We start from the raw sequence: 18,158 nt of genomic DNA, 5'->3' as shown, positions 1-18,158 counted from the left end.
ACGAGACCTCCTTGGCGGGTATCACGTTTTGACAGTTATCACATGACGCGATTAATAGCCGCTCATCTCGCATGACTACCCTCTTCGCTGATATGGGAAGGAAGACGTCCAACCTAGGATGTGGAGACGCCTGACCGCAAGAGTAGGACGTGCTGCACCGAATCTTCACGGAAGTCTGCCGCGAGCACTTCTAGAAGATACTGCGGCCCTAACGTGCGGTCGAGATGTTCGGGGCGGTCCACCAGGTTGGCACCCGATGTGCGCGTAGCGAGGCACAGCGATCCACATAGACTTGTAATAGCATCTTCCCGGAACGACCGCAGTGTAGTTGAATGCTCTCATGTCGAGCTTGTGCATAACAGACGGCTGTCCCAACATAGCCTCGCGAATGAAGAAAACACGCTGCCAGGCATGTTACCGGCGTTTTCGGAATAATGGTACGTTTGAGCGCAAATCACCCAAGCCTGCACTTAGCTACGACGTGGTCGTTAGCCTAAGCGAGTTGGACGAACTGTCTGGTTGTCGCATATGGACAGGACAAACCGACAAGGACGGTTACCCTAGATATTACGATGGTGCAAGATATGCGTCTCGACTAGAGCCTCTCCTGTATGTTCGGCGATGGCTTATAGAGCAACAGGAGGGCGTCCTGGCATCCGGCGCAATTGTTGAGGATGCGTGCGGAAATAGGCTCTGCGTTGCCATTGAACATCTAGAAGTAGCATCGCCCACCACTGCACGTAATACTAACGGCGCCAAGAACGCGCGTAAGACGTCGTGTATTAACGGCCACCCGTTCGATGACGAAAATACCTACATCACTTCGGATGGTCGACGTAAATGCCGTCGGTGTACTGCTAACGCTCAAAGAGCTTACGTTCAGCGCGGCAAACTTCCACTGCCCAAGGAACCTAAGGAGTCCCCTATGCCAAGAAAGCGCGCCACGAATACCCATTGCGCAAACGGACATGAATGGACTGACGAGAACCTCTATATTGCTCCCCGTACTGGGACTTGGCTCTGTCGCCAGTGCGGCTGGGAGTCGAAGATGCGCTCTCGGGGCATTGATCCGACCACCATACAGCGACAAGTGCAGTGGAAGAATGCTGATCGGTGCCGAAACGGCCATGTATATGCGGAGGTTGGGTTTTATGATACACCAGAAGGCCGATCTTGCCGTAAATGCACTTCCGTATCGTCGGTTAAGAGCAACCTCAGGCGCTACTACAACCTCACCTTGAGCGATGTGAAGTATATGCTCTCCCAGCAAGGGAATAGGTGTGGCGTTTGTAAGCTTGAGTTTAAAGACTATGACCTTGGTGAAATAGAGACTCGCATGGGAGACCTCAATGTCGACCACTGTCACACTACTGGGCGCGTGCGTGGACTGCTCTGTATGTCATGCAATCTGGCTTTAGGAATGGTAAATGACGATATCGACGTGCTTCGAAACATGATTGCCTATCTCGAACGTCATATCGAACCCGAGGGCGAGCCATATTGATAACCCGCGTGCAGCCGTGGCCCCTCGAACTATCAACGCGTGGCGGCGTTGGCCGCGACCGGCCGGAGAGCCGCAGCGCGGCCAGCGACCGCCCGACGCGCGGCGGGCCGCCCTTGGCTCTGTGGAGATATTGCTCATCCGTTCATGCGTCGGCGCTTCGAGCTGGGTGGGTGGTAGAACGCTCGATGTGGATGAGCGACGGGGTCGGTTGAAGGCGCTGGGAGAGTTACTGCGGAGGCTGCGGCGGGAGGCTGGCCTCACTGGTAAGGATCTCGCCGTGCGGGCGCAGGTGGCGCAGCCTACAATCTCTCGGATTGAGACCGGGCAATTGCTGCCGACTCCTGAGACGGTGGAGCGCTTGGTCGGTGCGCTTGGCTTGGATGGCGCTGGTCGGGCTGAGCTCGATGCTCTTCTTCTTCGGCTGCGGGAAGAGGTCTCGCAGTTGAAGGGTGGGCTTGCCGGCCAGGAGGCGGCGAATGCTGCGCGGCTGCGGACGGGTCGGCAGCTTGCGTGCTTCCAGGCGGCCGTGATTCCTACTCTCTTGCAGACGGCGGAGTATGCGCGGTTGGCGCTCGCTGTGGGGCGTGACGTCGATGAACGCGATGTCGCCAGGGCGGCTGCGGTGCGGGTGGAGGCGCAGGCTGTGCTCTTCGATGCCGGGCGGGAGTTCTCGTTTCTGCTGACCGAGGGTGCTGTCCGGACGTGGCCGGGGTCGCCGTCGTTGATGTTGGTACAGCTTGATCGGTTAGCTCAGGTGTCCACGCTCTCTCATGTGAAGCTTGGGGTCGTCCCCTGGTCGGTGCAGGTGCCGGCGTTTCCGCTGCATGGGTTCACGATCTATGACGGGGCCGTGAGCGTGGTGGAGAGCTTGACCGGGGATCTCACGCTGACCGGTTCCTCTGAGCTGGCCGCTCACATCCGGACGTTCGAGGCGTTCGCTGGTGTGGCGGTGTACGAGGATGAACTGCGCGAACTACTGCGAACTATCGCCGATGACTACCGGGAGCTGGTCAAGCGACTAGAGAAGTGACGCATTTATGCGTCGAATAGCTTGAGGTACTTCTAGGCTCGCTCATACTCTGGCGCCATCCGATGTATAGCCCCCTAGACGACGGAGCTTCTTCATGTCGGCCTGGCGCTTCTCCCGCTACTTCCTCGGCTCCGCCCCATCGATCACCGAAGCACGGCGCTTCGTCACCGCGCTCCTGCGCGGCTCCCCCATCGTCGGTGAGGCCGAACTCATCGTCAGCGAGCTGGCCACGAACGCCATACGGCACTCCGCCAGCGGACGCTTCGGGGGCCGGTTCCTGGTCACCGTCCAGGCGCATCCGGACCGGTTCTGGCTTGGCGTCCTCGACGAGGGAGGGCCATCCTCCCCCAAGGTCTTCCGCCCGTCCATGGGAGCGGAGGGCGGACGCGGTCTGCTGCTCGTCTCCACCCTGGCGCTCGACTGGGGCGTCTGGGGGGACGATCGCGGACGGACGGTCTGGGCTGTGCTGCGGTCGCAGCCGCAGACGGCTTCCTGCTCGTGAACTCCTGCCTGTCGCCGCATCTGCCGTTGCCGCAGGGCGCCTGCACGAAACTCGACTGGTACCCGTCTCGCAATGACGAGCGGTGCCGGGTGACGGAGTGGACCTGTTCCTGCCGGAGCGTCTACTACGAGCTGTGCCAGGCCGGCGGCTTGGGCTTCGTCCGGCGTGTCGTCCAAGGTGAAGACCCGGCCGTAGCCGAGACCCCGCGAGTACGGCTCGCCGAGGCCCGCGTGATGTGGCGCGCGCTGCTCACGGGCCTGGCACGATGAGCCCGAGGGGCATCCCCAACCGACGATCAACGATTCGGGCAGTCAGTTCAAAAACTGGCGAACCACTACAAATCGTTCTGTCGAGGGGGATAGACGGCATACCGTCTAGGGGCCTAGACTCGCAGGCAGTGATCAAGGGGGAACCTGTGCCGCCGAGTGACGTGGAACGCATTGCCGCGATCGAAGACCCGTTCCAACTGCTGCGCGTTGCGACCGAACGCCTCAACGCCGCACAGCAGGAGGTCACCGAGCTTGCCCGGCTGCGTCGCCGCGTGATCCAGGACCTCCACGCCCAGGGCCTGTCGTACGCGCAGATCGCCAAGGAAGCCGGGCTCACCCGGGGACGCATCCACCAGATCCGGCACACCGGGCCGGCCCCCGAGGGTGCCTTCCTCGGAACAGGCACCATCACCCTGGCCATCCCGCTCAAGCGCGAGGCGAACAACGCCCGTCCCGTGGTCGCGATGGAGGACGTCACCGCCGCCAAGCGCCTGGAAGACCTCGTCCGCGGCTTCGACCTGGCGATGGAACTGGAACACGTCCCGCTCAACGGCGAAGTCGACCTCAACAGGCCGAACCTCATCGTGCTCTGCGGTCCTCGCCTCTCCCCTGTCACCGGCGCACTGTACGAGTCCGACCCGGTTCTGAAGTGGGTCAAGGACGACGTGTGGACGCTGCACGACACCCGTACCGGCACGATCTACCGCTCTGGCTCCGACAGCGAACCCGCCCGGCCCGTCGACTACGCCTACCTCGGACGGCTCCGACGCCCCGACGACAGGGGCAACCTGCTCATCTTCACCGGCATCCACCCGCAAGGCTCCCTCGGCGTGGTCCAGCTCCTCCAGACCGAGATCGCCACCCTGTGGGGACAGGTCGGCGACAACCGCTTCTCCACCGTGGTCGGCGTCGAGTACGACCCGTCCACCGGCGAACCCGTCAAGGCCGAACTGTCCAGCCCCCTCTACCGGCACGACGAGGAGTGAGCCGTGCGGGTCACCTTCGCCACCCAAGCAGCCCCAGGCCGGGCGAACGAGGACTTCGTCGCCGCCACCCCGGACGCCGCCGTACTCCTCGACGGCGCGGGCACACCGCCCGGCTCCGACTCCGGCTGCTCCCACGGCGTGGCGTGGTACTCCCGCACCCTCGGCTCCACCCTCATCGCCTCGATCAGCCAGAGTGCCGGCCCCCTGCCCGAGCTGCTGGCCGAGGCCATCAAGACGGTCAGCTCGCTCCACGACGACACCTGCGACCTGGCCCACCCCGGCTCCCCCTCAGCCACGGTCATCCTGCTCCGCCGTAGGGACGACCTGATCGAATGGCTCGTCCTGGCCGACTCCGTCCTCGTCCTGGACGTCATCGACGCACCGGAGCCAACCGTCATCTGCGACGACCGGGAAGCCCAGGCAGGCGCCCGCTACCGAGCCGAGATGGACGCCCTCGACTCCGGCAGCGACGCACACGCCTCCGCCCACCGGCGCTACGTCGAGACCCTGCGCTCCTACCGCAACAGAGACGGCGGTTTCTGGGTCGCCGCCACCGACCCCCTCGCCGCCGACCAAGCCCTCACCGGCACCATGCCCGCCGACCGAGTACGCGCGGCCGCCCTGCTCAGCGACGGAGCATCCCGTCTCGTCGACCGCTTCCACCTCGCCACCTGGCGCGAAGCCCTGGACACACTCGACCAGCACGGGCCGGCGGACCTCATCTCCCAAGTCCGGACCGCGGAACACTCCGACCCGCACGGCGAACGCTGGCCTCGCGGGAAGACCTACGACGACGCCACCGCCGCGCACCTCTCATTCACTTCTCCGGAATAGGCATGTGATGTTGTCGTGGCGGTTGAAGCCGGCTACCAGGACGCTGGTGGCCATGTGCTCCAAGTGCCACCCCTGAGCCTCGATCTCCTCGATGATCCAACTGATCACGGGAAGGCTGCTCCCTTCGGGGGCCTTGTCCAGAGGGGCGCTGAACCGGGCGACGAAGATCCGCCGCCCCTCTGCATAGGCTTGTCCGGCATCCTCGACGACGTGCTGCTGGCTAGGGCTAGGCCCTCTGAGCACCATTAATGGCGGACCTTTCTGTCATTTACGGAGAGCCCTCTCACCGCGATACATAACGGGCATAATCCCAGCACAAGGCCAATGAGCATAACGGCTATTTCGCCCATTCCGCCGCAGCACTCCAATCGCCATTCCGAAAACATTCCCACTAGCGTTTACCCCCCTAGACAGTTGGGGGACACTCTGGCTATCGTCCTCTGCATAGCCCCCTAGACAGCTCCTCAAAGCGAACCGGTCGCAACTGTCTAGGGGGATAGACGAAGGAGGTGGTGGACGATGGCACTTCAGGGACCGATCCCCGTGACGTTCGACATGGTCTTCCCGTACAGCTGCTACATCGTCGGCGACGTAGAGCCGGTCAAGGACTTCGACGCCTCGACGAACGGGCGCTTCGTACAGGCCCGGGACAAGCAGACCGCTGAGCTGGTCTGGCAGGTCTCGGTCATGGACGCGGACCCGACGCTCAAAGCCGCTCAGAAGACTCTGGCGGTGAAGATCCTCAGCCCGGTGCAGCCGACTCCCCCGGCTGCGATGCCGGGGCTGCCGTTCACCCCGGTCGAGTTCGACCAGGTGACGGTCACGCCGTACGTCAACGGCGCCGGCAGGCTCGCCTACTCGATTCGGGTCCGTGAGATGCGGGCTCCCCGGCCGATGGGCAAGCCCAGCGCCACGAAGGACGCGGCGTGATGGGGCGGCGGGCACAGGCACGGCCGACGGGCGTGATCACCCTCAACACCGGTTCCGGCGCCGACGCGAAGAACCACGCCTACCCGCTGAGGACGCCTGTCCTGGCTCTGGCCTTCGGACTGGTGCAGGTACAGGTCACCACGGGCTCGCCGGACAGGGTCACGGCGGCCGACGTGGAGTTCGCGCGCAAGCTCGCCCAGCAGGCCCAGGACTTCGCCAGATGCGTGGAGCGCATCCACCGGCGCGGGGTGGCGGCCTGACATGCGAGACGGGGCCGCAGGAAGCGGCAACTTCCGGCGGCCCCTCGATCTTCCACACACTCCACATGCTTGGAAGGACTTCAGCCTAATGTTCAAGAAGATGCCCGGCGAAGAGCCGCCACGCATCGTCTCCACCACCCCGGACACGGCGGTCGTGTTCAGACCGGCCGTCGTCAAGGCTCCCGCGATCATCACCTTCGTCCTCCTCGGCTGGCGCGCCGTGGTGAGTCTGGTCCTCACCGTGTGGCGGCATCCGGTCGCCGTGCTGGTCGTCGCGGTCCCCTGCGTCCTGTCGGCGCTGTACGGCTGGCGGACCACGCTGCTTCTCCTCACACCAGTACTCGTCGGGCTCGTCAGCTGGGGCATGCTCGACCGGCCGACCTTCATGCGCTGGGTCGGCCGGCGGCTGCTCGCCTGGTGGCGGCTGGTCTCGGTGTACCGGCGGCACTGGCAGCCGGTGATGATCGTCTCCGGCCTGGGGAAGCACATCCGGGGACGCGACTACCTGCCCAAGCTGGGCAAGGTCACCTGCACTTCATGGGCCGACCTGGTGACCGTCCGCATGCTGAGCGGCCAGGCGGTCAAGGACTGGGCGGACCGTACGGACAACCTCGCCCGAGGGTTCGGCGCCAGTTCCTGCCACGTCTCGGTCGTGGAAGGCGGGCGGCTGCGGCTCACCTTCCCACGGCACGATCCGCTAGCCACTCCCCTGCCTGCCGTTCCGATTCCTGAGACGGCCTCGGTCGGACCGATCGAGATCGGCAAGCAGGAGGACGGGCAGCCGTGGCTGCTCAAGGTGCATGGCACTCACGTCCTGGTCGCCGGTGCGACAGGGGCCGGCAAGGGGTCGATCATCTGGTCTGCGATCCGCGGGCTCCTCCCTGCCGTCAGGGCAGGACTGGTCGAGATCTGGGCGCTCGATCCGAAGCTGATGGAGCTGTCCTTCGGCCGCGCGCTCTTCGGCTCCCGGTACGCCGCCGACCCGGGCAACTGCGCGGACCTGCTCGACGACGCCGTCAAGGTCATGCAGTCCCGGGCCGCCCGCTTCGCCGGTCACCGCAGGTCGCACACGCCCACCGTGGATGACCCGTTCGTCCTGGTCGTCGTCGACGAGGTGGCGTTCCTCACCGCCTACCAGCCGGACAAGGAACTGCGGCGTCGCATCTCGGCAGCGCTGGCCACGCTCACCACCCAGGGGCGGGCGGTCGGCGTCGGAGTCCTCGCCGCACTCCAGGACCCGCGAAAGGAGGTCATGAACATCCGGAACCTGTTCCCCGACAAGATAGCCCTCCGTCTGGACGAGTCCGAACAGGTGGACATGGTCCTCGGGGACGGCGCTCGTGACAGGGGAGCGCTGGCCGACCAGATCTCTCCCAGGCCCGAGGTGGGCGCAGGCGTCGGCTACGTCCGTCTGGAGACCTCGCCCGATCCCCTGCGGGTCCGTGCGGCCTACGTCTCCGACGACGACATCCGCGACATGGTCACCGACTACGGAGAGGAGGTCCGTTGAACACTTCACACCACACGACGGGGATCAGGGGAGAAGTGCCCCACCGCTCCGTTCCTCGCAAGATCCGGATGACGCAACCGCTCGCCCGCGAAGTCGCCGAAGAGGTCGCCAAGCTCAACGGCGTCTGCGTCCGTCCCGTCGCCCTGCGGCGGCTCGACCTGTTGACCGGCAAGGACGAGATCATCGACGTTCCGTGCGGGGCGACGCTGGAGAGCAAGTGCCCTTCCTGCGCCAAGCGCAACCGCCAGCTCCGTATGGCGCAATGCCGCGAAGGCTGGCACCTCACCGAGGAGCCCGTCGTCAGCCCCGACGCGGCCACCGAGGAACAGCGCTGGCTGGTCGAGTTCCGAGCCGACATGCAGGCACGACGGGACGCGGCCGAACGTGCGGGCGAGGACACCCGCGACTGGGACGCCGTCCTCGCCGGTCTCGACGAGAAGACCAACGCGGTGGGCATGCGCGGCAACGTCGTGGGCCGCACGACCCCCAAGCGCGTCCGCTCGACGAAACGACGGCAGGACGCTCCGGACCTGCCCAAGCGCAAGATGGCTCACACCACGCTCGGGCGGACCTTCCAGTCCTCTGATGGCAAGGTCTACCGCCCGTCGCTGTTCGTCACGCTCACCCTGCCCTCGTACGGCAAGGTCAGGGACGGCGTCCCGGTCGATCCGGAGAGGTACGACTACCGGCGGGCGGCCCGCGACGCGCTGCACTTCTCCAAGCTGGTGGACCGGTTCGTCCAGAACCTCCGCCGCGTGGCAGGGTACGACGTGCAGTACTTCGCCACGGTGGAGCCTCAGAAGCGCCTGGCCCCGCATCTCCACATGGCGATCCGCGGCACGCTGCCCCGCGCCGAGATCAAGCAGATCGCCGCCGCCACCTACCACCAGGTCTGGTGGCCGCAGGCCGACGAGGTGCGCTTCGAGGCAGAGCACCTGCCCGTCTGGGAGGAAGGGGCCGGCTACCTCGACCCGGACACCGGCGAGGTCCTGCCCACCTGGGAACAGGCCCTCGACCAGCTCGACACCGACGAGGACGCCGAGCCGCTGCACGTGATCCGCTTCGGCGACCAGGTGGACGTCAAGGGCGTCCTCGCGGGCACCGCCGACGCCGACCAGTGCATCCGCTACCTGTCCAAGTACCTCACCAAGAGCCTCGGCGAAAGCCTCGACAGCCCGGCGCAGCGGCACCACGCGGCCCGCTTCACGGAGGCGCTGCGGTACGAGCCGTGCTCGCCGACCTGCCCGAACTGGCTGCGGTACGGCATCCAGCCCAAGGGAGCCACGCCCGGCATGGCTCCGGGCCGCTGCTGCTCAAAGGCCCACAAGCCAGAGCATCTGGGCTACGCGGGCCGTCGCGTTCTGGTGTCGCGCAAGTGGTCGAACAAGACGCTCGCCGAGCACAAACAGGACCGCCGCACCTGGGTCCTGGAAGCCCTCGGCCAAGCCGACGAGCCGACCGACCCGCACCGCTACGTCTGGCGGCCGGTGAGACCGGGAGACCCGGACCTCGCCCCGGTCGGCATGCGGCTGCTGCGCAGCGTCGCCGAACGCCAGCGCTGGCGCGCCCACCTGCGAGAACTGGAAGCCAGAGCGAACGGACAAGATCTTTCGGCAACCGAGCATGAAGGGAGGGCCGCATGACCGAGATCTCGACTTGTCCGCTTCCCGAATGGGCTCGGGGCCGCCTCCTCACCGTCGAGGAGGCCGCCGAACGGCTGAACACCTCGGTCCGCTTCCCGCGCCGCTTGATCGAGGAGCGGCGCATCGCGTTCGTCCACCTCGGGCGCAACGTCCGCATCCCGGAGGCGGCCCTTGAGGCGTTCATCGCGGCCGGGCTCGTCGAACCGGTCATCGCGCGGCGAGGGAGGGCGGCGTGATGGCGGCCGACGTCCCGCAGGAGAAGCCTCGCCGTTCGAGTAAGAGGAAGCCCGTCAAGCGGCGGTTCGGGAGGGTGCGGAAGTTGCCTTCCGGTCGGTTTCAGGCTCGGTATCAGGGTCCGGACGGGGTCGATCGTCCAGCGCCGCAGACGTTCGCCACGAAAACGGATGCGGAAATCTGGCTTACCAAGATCGAAGCGCAGATTCTCGATGACGAATGGATCGACCCGGACGCCGGGAGGATTTCTTTCGGCAAGTACGCGGCCGACTGGATCGAGGAACGGCCCAAACTGCGCCCCCGAACGATCGAGCTGTACGGCTATCTGCTCCGCAAACACCTCGCCCCCACCTTCGGCGACAAGCCGCTCAACGAGATCAAAGGCCCGCATGTCCGGCGGTGGCGGAAGAAGCTGCTCGACGACGGCGTCAGCGAGGTTACCGTCGCCAAGGCGTACCGCCTGCTCAAGGCGATCCTGTCCACAGCTGTGGACGACCAGGTCATCAAGCGCAACCCATGCCGGATCAAGGGTGCAGGCCAGGAGAAGTCACCCGAACGACCGGTCCTCACGGTCGCCCAGGTGTACCGGATCGTCGAGGTCATCGAGCCCCGCTATCGCGCCCTGGTGCTCCTCGGCACGTTCGCCAGCCTGCGGTGGGGTGAGCTGACCGGCCTCCAGCGGCGCGACCTCGACCTCGACGCCGGAACCGTCAAGGTGGAACGGCAGCTCATCCAGCTCACCGGCAAGGGCCTGGTCTTCACCGACCCCAAGTCGGCGGCGGGCAGGCGCACCGTCGCCATCCCCGACCTGATCATCGACGAGCTCAAGGCCCACATGAAGGACTTCGCCATCGACGGCGACGAAGGGCTGGTCTTCGTCGGCTCCGACAACGGCCCGCTCCGCAACACCAACTTCAACCGGCGCGTCTGGGCCAAGGCACTCCACGACGCCGGCCTTCCGAAGATCCACTTTCACGACCTCCGCCACACCGGCAACACCCTCGCCGCCAGCGCGGGCGCCTCGATCCGCGAACTGATGGCACGCATGGGCCACTCCAGCACCCGCGCCGCCCTCATCTACCAGCACTCAACCGACGAGCGGCAACGCGAGGTGGCGCGCAAGCTCGACGAGCTGGCGCGGGGAGCCCTCGGCGCATCGGGCACGCAACGGGCACGGCCCCAGGAACAGGCCCTCTAACGTCAAAAGCCCAGGCGGCTGGCCTGGGCTTTTGCGTGAGTGGAGCCTAGGAGATTCGAACTCCTGACATCCTGCTTGCAAACGGGAGCCGGTCACCTCGTTGAGGGTTCGCGAGCCTGGTCAAGCGGTAGATGCGGGTCGACGACATGTGATCGTGTGCGGAGACGTTGCTGTATTCCGCTGCTGTACGCAGCGCCCTGCTTCGGCGATCTGCCTGTCATGGTCCAACGTTCGCCGTCTCCTGCGATTGGCTCGGTCACCCCGCCGCGAAGCATCAGACGGTCGGTGCTGCCAGGCTAAGTAACCTGCTGGTATGAATCTTGTGCGGCGTGCCGTTGGCGCGGTCGTCGGCTCGGCTGTGGGCGATGCGCTGGGTGCTCCCTTCGAGTTCGGCCCGGCGGGCGCATTCTTCTCCCGCTTTCCGGTACCGGGTGCCGGCGGCGAGATGAGTGGAGGCGGCGGCTGGGACGCCGGCGAGGCCACCGACGATACGCAGATGGCCGCTCATGTAGCCGAGTCGTTGCTGGAACGTGGCGGTTTGGACCTGCCAGATATCTTCGCCCGCTTCCAGCGATGGGCGGCCGATCAGCCGAAAGACATCGGACTGCAGACCGAAGACGTACTGACCCGCGGCCTGCCCTGGGATCAGGCCGCCGCCGCCCACTACCGGAGCAGCCATCGAGCTGCGGGTAACGGCGCGCTGATGCGCGCCACCCCGTCAGCGGTGTACTTCGCCCCGCGACGGACGGCAGGCCACCATGGACGCCGCTCGGCAGATCGCCGCCCTCACCCACGGCGACCCGGCGGCATGGGAAGGCACCGCGATCTTTCACGACCTGATACGTGTCGCCCTGGACGGCGCGGACCCCTTGGACCAGCTCTCCCAGACCCTTACCGCTGTCCACCCCGACCATCGTCAACGCTACGCCGCCATCCTCGCCCGCAGCTGGCATCCCGATCAGGCCACCGAATTCAACGGTGCCGTCTGGCCCTGTCTCGGCTCGGCCGTATGGGCACTGCGCACCACCCGCAGCTATGAGGACGCCATCCGCGCCGCGATCGACCTGGGCGGCGACACCGATACCGTCGCCGCAGTCACTGGCGGACTGGCCGGGGCCGTGTACGGATCGGAAGCGATTCCAACCAAGTGGACCGAGGCCTTACACGTTCCGCTACCCGGAAGCGGCGGCCGCACCCTGCATCTGCCTCACCTGCTTGACCTCGCTCGTGACCTCGTAGAGCGTCTGACTCCAGACTGACGCCGGATCCTGGCTGGCAGAGCGCAACGACCGTCCGCCTTTCAGGCGGAGCAATCAGCCTGCTCGGCTGATCGAGGCCGTGGTCAGGCCCGTGTGGACGGTGGTGAGGATGCGTCAGCGTGGGGACGTTGCTGTCAGCGCCGCTGTCACATAAGCCACGGTCACCCGGTGGCAAGGCCCGACGAAGGAGGGCCTTGCCGGCGATCGCCCCAGCCCGTACGACGAGAACCGAAGTCAGCGATCGTCACGGTCTCAGCCACTGTGCCGCCTTCTGATCCGTAGCCGGGCCAAGATAGCCGACCGCTGTGATCCGATGCCAGGCAGACGCTCACCGCAGGACCGCCAAGGCGTGAGCGCGGGAAGTCACGCGGCAGGTCGTTGGCCCCATCACGTCCCTGCTTGGAGTCGAAAAGCGCTCCTCTTTAATGGGGTATTGCATGGCCCGAAACTATCTGGTGTGTCCACGTATCATGCCGACAGCAATGCGCGTATCATGACAAGGGCTCGAGGATTACGAAAGTCTTGGCAAGGTGGCTCGATTTGAGTAGTACGGATGACTGGATAGGCGAAGACTGGGAAGCACATTGCATGGCACTAGCCGCCATATACTACGGGATAGAGGGGTTTCAGACGGTGCCGTCAAGGCATGGCGGAGACCTCGGCATCGAAGCATTCACACATACAGGAGTCGCCGTTCAGTGCTATGCGGCTCGGGCTAATACATCCGTTGATGAGCGATATCGAAATCAGCGGAAGAAGTTGACAGAGGACTTGGCTAAACTAGAACGACACACCCCTGAAGTAGTACGCCTGCTGGGCGAAACGAAGATTAAGAACTATCTCTTCATGGTGCCCGTTTTCGATTCTAGGCGCATTGTTCAGCATGCAACTGCTAAGTCTTCGGAATATAGAGCCAAGAACCTTCCCCACTTGCATCCTGAGTTTAGAGTTACGGTAGTCACAGACGAAATTTTCGCGGAGTGCAAACCAAAGCTTCAGCGCCAGCAGTCAAAGTTGCGAGAGTTGATAGATGCTGGTCGAGTCCGCTTGAGCCCAATCGGAAACCTCCATCCAGTTCGAGACTTGGGTGTTCATCCTGCTATTGAAGTCGACGGACTCCCAGAGATCCCTCCCTATGTCCCAAGGGATATCGATAGAACTCTTGATGACCTGACATTAAACGGCGGACTGGTTGTCATCGAAGGGAATTCTGCCGCAGGGAAAACAAGATGCGCATTCGAAGCCCTAGTGCGAAATAAGCCTAAGGCTTCGTGGGAATCCGTTCTGATTCCAGCAGACGGAAAAGCATTGCGGCAAGTTATCGACACTGGTTATAACTTCCGCAACATGGTGGTCTGGCTCGACGATCTCGAAGAGTATATGTCGAGCGACGGTCTTAATGAAAATATCGCGAGAACGTTGTGCCCCGATGGAAGAAACGATGTTCTTCTTCTCTGTACACTCAGGTCGAAAGCCAAGCTTGAACTTTTTGCTACGCGGCCAGAGACTGAAGGTATGCGAGGTGACCGGCTCCTTTCTCCTGGTAGATCAATCGCGAAAACGATACGTCTTGACAGGGCGCTAAGTAAGCGCGAACGCAGGGCCGCCATCCGGCATGCAAGTGACATACGTATTGCACAAGCATTAGCGGTCACTGACGACACGGGTTTGGCCGAATTCATATCTGCTGGCCCTTTGGCTGTGGAACGATGGCTAGATGGAGAGCATGGAGCCAATGAGTTGGGGTCGGCGCTTGTGAGCGCTGCAGTAGACATCCGTCTCACTGGCTACCTTTCTCCACTTCCGCGCGAATGGATTGAAGCATGCGCCACCGTCTACCTGGAAGAGCGTCGAAAGCATCGCCTGACAGCTAGCGACTTTTCACTTGCGTGGGAGTGGGCGACACACGAAATCCAAGGGGCTAGCTCATGCTTAATTCCAAAGGGGAATAACACCTATTCCGCTTTCGACTATCTGATTGACTATCGTCAAACAGCCGCCGAGGCCAGTGCGCCGCATTCGGATTTTGCAGGCTTCAGAGAGCTTATGGTTCTGAAGAAAATTCCGGGGGATGTTTGGCATGAGCTTTTCGACCGCATAGCACTGACTGACCCGTACTTCTTGAGCTGTGCATCTCGGGCTGAAATGGTTGGACATCCGGCATTGTTGGCCGATTTCCAACGGAAGCTTCAGTCAAGGAGCATTGATCTTAGCCATATCTCCGATGATCAAATCATAACGCTGGTACGCTCATGCGTTGCTATTAATTTCTGCGTTGGCTGCATGATACAAACGACCGGCCTGGATTTTGGTCTCGTGGTGGAACGGCTGATCACCGCTCTGAACATTGAGCCTAATGCACCGCTTGATGTTACTGATCCACGTGTAGAAGATTTGCTCTACGCGCTCCACGTTATTGCATGTGACGCGCGCCCAGATCTAGGCGAAAGACCGTCCGGAAAGGCCATCAAGGATCTTTCACCCGATTTAATATTCGCGCTTGCCTCTGTTTTCATCGAGCATAACGCACAGCCGGGTGCATATATTTGGCTTGCATGCGCGGCCCGCATAGGAGTTGAGCTTGCATCGGAATTGATAAATGAAATGGAAAAACCGAGAGAGCTAATTGAATTGGAGTCAGCGAAAGCTTATCTTTGGTCCGACCACGCACGTCTGCCTGGTGGGACTGCCGATGATTAGGGCTGTAGACGTCGACTACAGCTAACGCCTAGGCTGCGATCTCTCTTGTTTCGATCGGGGACCGACGCGTGGGCGGTGCTGGCCGCGACCGGCCGAAGAGCCGCAGCGCGGCCAGCGACCGCCCGACGCGCGGCAGGCCGCCGCAGGCGGGCTGCCCTTGAAGTCGTAGAGAAAGTTCTCATCCGGTCAGCCGATGCCGGATGTGCAACTGACGATCATCGTTGACACCTGAGTCTTTGGTGATCTTGATCCGATTGGGTTGTCCGGCTGGATTGGTGCATGATGGCCTGCGGGTCCGGCAGGTCAGAGGTCGATGCTGCGGAGCGTGACTCGGAGTTCGTCGGCTCGGGGCTCCGTTTCGGCGTACAGGGCGGCGAATGCCGCTTCTTGGCTCCAGAACACCTTGGCCTCACCCTCATAGACGGCGAGGAGCGTTCCGTCACCCTGCCACCAGTTGTCGGCAAGTCCTTGGACCTCGGGGACCTCGATTAGCCCTGGCAAGGCATCTATGAGAGCCCGCGCCCGGTTGGCGGCTTCCCTGCCCTTCCAGACTTCGACCCTATGCATCCTCTGCGCTGCATCGGCGAGAGCGCGCGCCTCGATCCATCCGGACACGGAGGAGTGCAGCGGTACCCAACTCTCGTAGAGAATGCCGAACCGGCCCTGGAGGTCGACGCAGAACCAGTGAGCGACGGAGTAGTAGTCCGTGCCCGCGGTGAAGCACGGACCTACGCCCTCGGTGTCGCCCGGGTCGTCTGCGACCATGACCGCTACACCGCCGTCGTAGAGAGGCACAGCCAGTTCGGGGAGGGCGAGGCCTCCCCATCGGGCCTGGTAGTCCACCATCAGGTCGACCAGCGGCCCGGCGTGGCCATGTCGTTCCCAGTGCTTTCGCAGCTCCCCAGGAGTTGGCGCATCCTGGCGCCGGCCTCTCTCCCGGAGGAAGCGTTGGGCTCGTGGCGACAGCGCTGAGGGGTCATCAAGAACGTGAGAGAGCATGGGTGCTCGCGCAGCTATGAACCGTCGTCTGGGGTGACGATGGAGCCCTTGCCGGGCTTGGTGGTGATCAGGCCCTGGCCTCTCAGCGCCTCCATGGCCTTGCGGACGGTGACCCTGGCGACGTCGAACTCCTCCTGGAGCTTCACCTCGGAAATGAGTGTGAGGGGCGGGTAGGTGCCGTCCTTGATGCGCTCGGCGACGACGTTCGCTATCTGCTCCCACTTGTAGAGCCTGGGGTCCCAATCGATCACAGGACGACTCTAGGTAGACCCCTACGTGCGAACATAGAACAGCAATTCCTAGGAATGGTGTAGACAGGATAGGACAGGTTGACCTACGGTCGGAGCATGGCGTCGGTGAGCGAAGGGCGAGAGGTCTGGGTGCAGCTTCTCTCGCGGCACTCGGGTCCCTGGCCGAACGGTGGTGTGGCCCGGGGCTCGGTGTCGGGGTTCGCTCACCGGCGCCGGTTGGCGGTGGGAGCGTGAGCGAGTTGGTGACCTTTCATGGGCTGCATCTGGCCCCTGCCCTCGCCGACTGTGAGGAGGTGGACTGGCGCGCCCCGTCTCTCCGGGCGCAGCGCATCCGCGTCCTCGACCACACCTGTGAGTGTCTCGTCGTGGTCTACGAGCTCTGCGCGGCCGGCGGGTTGTTCTTCGTGCGGCGTAAGGACCGGAGCGGTCCGACAGAGAGGGTGCAAGAGAGCGCGTGGATGGTCATGCGTGGGGGCCACGCTCTGTGGCGCGGCATCGTGAGTGGGCAGGCCAGATAGGAGGGGCGGAGGAGTAGTGCGCGGCGTGTCGCACTTCGTGTGCACGTTCTGAGACAACGTCATCACGCTGTGTTTTCGCAGGTCGGAGTCCGGCCTGCGTTTCCGCACGTCCGCCCACTGGCAGTTTTTCTGCCAGTGATCTGTGTCACCCGACTTATCGTCGAAGCAAGCGACGACGAGAAGGAGGGCGGAACACGTGGCAACCGAGCACCTCACCCAGGGCCAGCGGATCGCGCGGGCCCGTCACCGCAAGGGCTGGGATCAGGCCACCCTCGCCGAGAAGATCGGGCGTTCCGTCTCCTGGCTGTCGAAGGTGGAGAACGGGCGCATGCCGCTCGACCGGATGAGCGTGGTGGGGCAGCTCGCTGAGGTTCTCGGGGTGGAGGTCGCCGAGCTCACCGGTCAGCCGTACCGGCACGAGTCGGCGGACCTGGACTCCGGGCATGCGGCCACTCCCGCGCTCAGGCTCGCGCTCCAGCAGGCCACCATGCCGGGCGGGGCCGCGCTCCTCGGCGCACGGCAGCCGCGGACGCTCGACGAGCTGGAGGCGAACGTCAAGCTCGCCGAGCAGCTCCGCCAGGACGCGAGGTTCAGCGCCCTGGGTGACGTCCTGCCGGGCATCATCAACGACCTCACCCTGATCACCTCCGACTCGTCCGCGGATCAGGACCGGGCCGAGGCGCTGATGCTGCGGGCGTGCCACATGGCGCGCGTGTCGTCCAACCTGCTGGGTCACCATGACCTGGGGTGGACGGCGGTGCAGCGGGAGCTGGTCGCCGCGCAACGCGTCGGCTCGCCCGAGCTGGTGGCCGCCGCGAGCTGGGACCTGTGCGGCGTCTGGCTGCACGAGGCGCAGCTCGACCCGGCCAAGAACGCGGCGCTGTCCGCGCTCGACCAGATCGAACCGCACGTCGGGGCGGACGACACGCTCAAGGCGATGTGGGGCGCGCTGCATCTGCGGGCCGCCGTCGCGTACTCCCGGCTCTGGGATCAACGGGAGGCGGAGGGACATCTTGAGGAGGCGCGGCACGTCGCCGAGAGCCTGCCGAGGGACGGGAACGCCTTCCAGACCCAGTTCAACCGGGTCAACACCACTATTCACGCCGTGGAAGTCAGCATGGAGCTGGGGCGGCCCCGTGACGTGATCACGAGGGCGGAACACGTGGAGATCGCCGAGATCGCCTCATCGGAGAGGCAGGCGCACTACTGGACCTGCACAGCAGCGGGATACCACATGAACCGCAAGGACAACGAGGCGGTGGACGCGCTGCTGCGCGCGGATCGCATAGCACCTCAGCACGTCCGGAACCGCCCCATGGTCCGCAACATCGTGCGTGACCTCAGAGACAGCGGGCGGCTTCTCCGTCAACGCGAGCTGCTCAACCTCGCCAAGGCGATGAGGCTGCCCTGACCAACCTACGGTGAGCCATCCCGCGCACGGCTCCCCCATCAATCAAGCACCCGGGACGATTGGGGACGTATTCGTGGGTCTCAGTGAGATCGAACGAGAGATCTTGATGCGCGAACTCGC

Annotated in this window: 16 protein-coding genes and 2 pseudogenes; 15 read left to right on the top strand and 3 right to left on the bottom strand. The window is 64.1% G+C overall.

Translation table 11 applies throughout. From position 1 onward, the window contains the following. The first annotated feature begins 340 nt into the window (after nucleotides 1-340). The 5 genes from BMX74_RS46525 to BMX74_RS35070 all read left to right on the top strand — a co-directional run bounded on the left by BMX74_RS46525 (nucleotide 341) and on the right by BMX74_RS35070 (nucleotide 5,125). Nucleotides 341-1,504, top strand: a complete 1,164-nt coding sequence (locus BMX74_RS46525; protein WP_143078873.1) for an endonuclease domain-containing protein — start codon at nucleotides 341-343, stop codon at nucleotides 1,502-1,504. A 16-nt stretch (nucleotides 1,505-1,520) separates the two neighbouring features. Then, nucleotides 1,521-2,534: a helix-turn-helix domain-containing protein gene (locus BMX74_RS35090; protein ID WP_337959875.1), complete on the top strand. Its 1,014-nt coding sequence runs from the start codon at nucleotides 1,521-1,523 to the stop codon at nucleotides 2,532-2,534. A 94-nt stretch (nucleotides 2,535-2,628) separates the two neighbouring features. Continuing rightward, on the top strand, nucleotides 2,629-3,036 hold the full coding sequence (locus BMX74_RS35085) for an ATP-binding protein (protein ID WP_091104858.1): 408 nt from the start codon (nucleotides 2,629-2,631) through the stop codon (nucleotides 3,034-3,036). 415 nt (nucleotides 3,037-3,451) lie between these two features. Beyond that, nucleotides 3,452-4,291, top strand: a complete 840-nt coding sequence (locus BMX74_RS35075; RefSeq protein WP_091104854.1) for a sigma factor-like helix-turn-helix DNA-binding protein — start codon at nucleotides 3,452-3,454, stop codon at nucleotides 4,289-4,291. Between the two features lie 3 nt (nucleotides 4,292-4,294). Next, on the top strand, nucleotides 4,295-5,125 hold the full coding sequence (locus tag BMX74_RS35070) for a protein phosphatase 2C domain-containing protein (RefSeq protein ID WP_091104853.1): 831 nt from the start codon (nucleotides 4,295-4,297) through the stop codon (nucleotides 5,123-5,125). Here BMX74_RS35070 and BMX74_RS35065 read toward each other — a convergent pair. Beyond that, nucleotides 5,105-5,371 (bottom strand): hypothetical protein, encoded by a 267-nt coding sequence (locus tag BMX74_RS35065; RefSeq protein ID WP_091104851.1) that lies wholly within the window; start codon nucleotides 5,369-5,371, stop codon nucleotides 5,105-5,107. The two genes, BMX74_RS35070 and BMX74_RS35065, sit on opposite strands and share 21 nt — an antisense overlap. A 273-nt stretch (nucleotides 5,372-5,644) precedes the next feature. On the opposite strand from BMX74_RS35065, the gene BMX74_RS35060 reads away from it, so the two are divergent. The 9 genes and pseudogenes from BMX74_RS35060 (at nucleotide 5,645) to BMX74_RS43445 (ending at nucleotide 14,859) form a co-directional block, all read left to right on the top strand. Then, the gene (locus tag BMX74_RS35060; RefSeq protein ID WP_091104849.1) at nucleotides 5,645-6,055 is read left to right on the top strand and encodes a plasmid replication, integration and excision activator; all 411 of its coding nucleotides are present in this window, start codon (nucleotides 5,645-5,647) and stop codon (nucleotides 6,053-6,055) included. After that, nucleotides 6,055-6,315 carry a hypothetical protein gene (locus BMX74_RS35055; protein ID WP_091104848.1) on the top strand — a complete coding sequence of 87 codons (261 nt, stop codon included), beginning with the start codon at nucleotides 6,055-6,057 and terminating at the stop codon, nucleotides 6,313-6,315. Before BMX74_RS35060 ends, BMX74_RS35055 begins: the two co-directional genes overlap by 1 nt. An 88-nt stretch (nucleotides 6,316-6,403) precedes the next feature. Further along, a complete protein-coding gene (locus BMX74_RS35050; RefSeq protein WP_091104846.1) occupies nucleotides 6,404-7,825 on the top strand; it encodes an FtsK/SpoIIIE domain-containing protein in 1,422 nt (473 codons plus the stop codon). A gap of 68 nt (nucleotides 7,826-7,893) precedes the next feature. After that, nucleotides 7,894-9,468, top strand: a complete 1,575-nt coding sequence (locus BMX74_RS35045; RefSeq protein ID WP_091104845.1) for a replication initiator — start codon at nucleotides 7,894-7,896, stop codon at nucleotides 9,466-9,468. After that, complete coding sequence (locus BMX74_RS35040) at nucleotides 9,465-9,704, top strand: excisionase family DNA-binding protein (protein ID WP_091104843.1); 240 nt, start codon at nucleotides 9,465-9,467, stop codon at nucleotides 9,702-9,704. The genes BMX74_RS35045 and BMX74_RS35040 overlap by 4 nt, the downstream gene beginning before the upstream one ends. Continuing rightward, nucleotides 9,704-10,900, top strand: a complete 1,197-nt coding sequence (locus tag BMX74_RS35035) for a tyrosine-type recombinase/integrase (protein ID WP_143078885.1) — start codon at nucleotides 9,704-9,706, stop codon at nucleotides 10,898-10,900. Before BMX74_RS35040 ends, BMX74_RS35035 begins: the two co-directional genes overlap by 1 nt. A 313-nt stretch (nucleotides 10,901-11,213) precedes the next feature. After that, nucleotides 11,214-11,579: pseudogene (locus BMX74_RS46770) on the top strand (ADP-ribosylglycohydrolase family protein); the annotation flags it as partial. Nucleotides 11,580-11,655: 76 nt separating this feature from the next. Then, a pseudogene (locus BMX74_RS45150) lies at nucleotides 11,656-12,159 on the top strand (ADP-ribosylglycohydrolase family protein); the annotation flags it as partial. A gap of 540 nt (nucleotides 12,160-12,699) precedes the next feature. Further along, nucleotides 12,700-14,859: a hypothetical protein gene (locus BMX74_RS43445; RefSeq protein ID WP_143078872.1), complete on the top strand. Its 2,160-nt coding sequence runs from the start codon at nucleotides 12,700-12,702 to the stop codon at nucleotides 14,857-14,859. A gap of 303 nt (nucleotides 14,860-15,162) precedes the next feature. Here BMX74_RS43445 and BMX74_RS35025 read toward each other — a convergent pair whose 3' ends face one another. Both BMX74_RS35025 and BMX74_RS35020 read right to left on the bottom strand, forming a co-directional pair. Further along, nucleotides 15,163-15,705: a hypothetical protein gene (locus BMX74_RS35025; protein WP_091104841.1), complete on the bottom strand. Its 543-nt coding sequence runs from the start codon at nucleotides 15,703-15,705 to the stop codon at nucleotides 15,163-15,165. A gap of 167 nt (nucleotides 15,706-15,872) precedes the next feature. Continuing rightward, nucleotides 15,873-16,109, bottom strand: coding sequence for a GntR family transcriptional regulator (locus tag BMX74_RS35020; protein ID WP_091104840.1), 237 nt, complete (start codon nucleotides 16,107-16,109; stop codon nucleotides 15,873-15,875). A gap of 714 nt (nucleotides 16,110-16,823) precedes the next feature. Here BMX74_RS35020 and BMX74_RS35010 point away from each other — a divergent pair. Beyond that, nucleotides 16,824-18,038 carry a helix-turn-helix domain-containing protein gene (locus BMX74_RS35010; RefSeq protein ID WP_055504226.1) on the top strand — a complete coding sequence of 405 codons (1,215 nt, stop codon included), beginning with the start codon at nucleotides 16,824-16,826 and terminating at the stop codon, nucleotides 18,036-18,038. The last annotated feature ends 120 nt before the right edge of the window (nucleotides 18,039-18,158 follow it).

The organism is Nonomuraea pusilla, from assembly GCF_900109355.1.
GTDB lineage: Bacteria > Actinomycetota > Actinomycetes > Streptosporangiales > Streptosporangiaceae > Nonomuraea > Nonomuraea pusilla.
This window is presented reverse-complemented; position numbering and strand designations above follow the sequence as displayed.

Bases quoted from the DNA above. Each gene is read 5' to 3' on its own strand.
- BMX74_RS46525 (WP_143078873.1), top strand. From the start codon at position 341: ATGTCGAGCTTGTGCATAACAGACGGCTGTCCCAACATAGCCTCGCGA.
- BMX74_RS35065 (WP_091104851.1), bottom strand. From the start codon at position 5,371: ATGGTGCTCAGAGGGCCTAGCCCTAGCCAGCAGCACGTCGTCGAGGAT.
- BMX74_RS35055 (WP_091104848.1), top strand. From the start codon at position 6,055: ATGGGGCGGCGGGCACAGGCACGGCCGACGGGCGTGATCACCCTCAAC.
- BMX74_RS35035 (WP_143078885.1), top strand. From the start codon at position 9,704: ATGGCGGCCGACGTCCCGCAGGAGAAGCCTCGCCGTTCGAGTAAGAGG.
- BMX74_RS35060 (WP_091104849.1), top strand. From the start codon at position 5,645: ATGGCACTTCAGGGACCGATCCCCGTGACGTTCGACATGGTCTTCCCG.
- BMX74_RS35040 (WP_091104843.1), top strand. From the start codon at position 9,465: ATGACCGAGATCTCGACTTGTCCGCTTCCCGAATGGGCTCGGGGCCGC.
- BMX74_RS35025 (WP_091104841.1), bottom strand. From the start codon at position 15,705: ATGGTGGACTACCAGGCCCGATGGGGAGGCCTCGCCCTCCCCGAACTG.
- BMX74_RS35045 (WP_091104845.1), top strand. From the start codon at position 7,894: ATGACGCAACCGCTCGCCCGCGAAGTCGCCGAAGAGGTCGCCAAGCTC.
- BMX74_RS35050 (WP_091104846.1), top strand. From the start codon at position 6,404: ATGTTCAAGAAGATGCCCGGCGAAGAGCCGCCACGCATCGTCTCCACC.
- BMX74_RS35085 (WP_091104858.1), top strand. From the start codon at position 2,629: ATGTCGGCCTGGCGCTTCTCCCGCTACTTCCTCGGCTCCGCCCCATCG.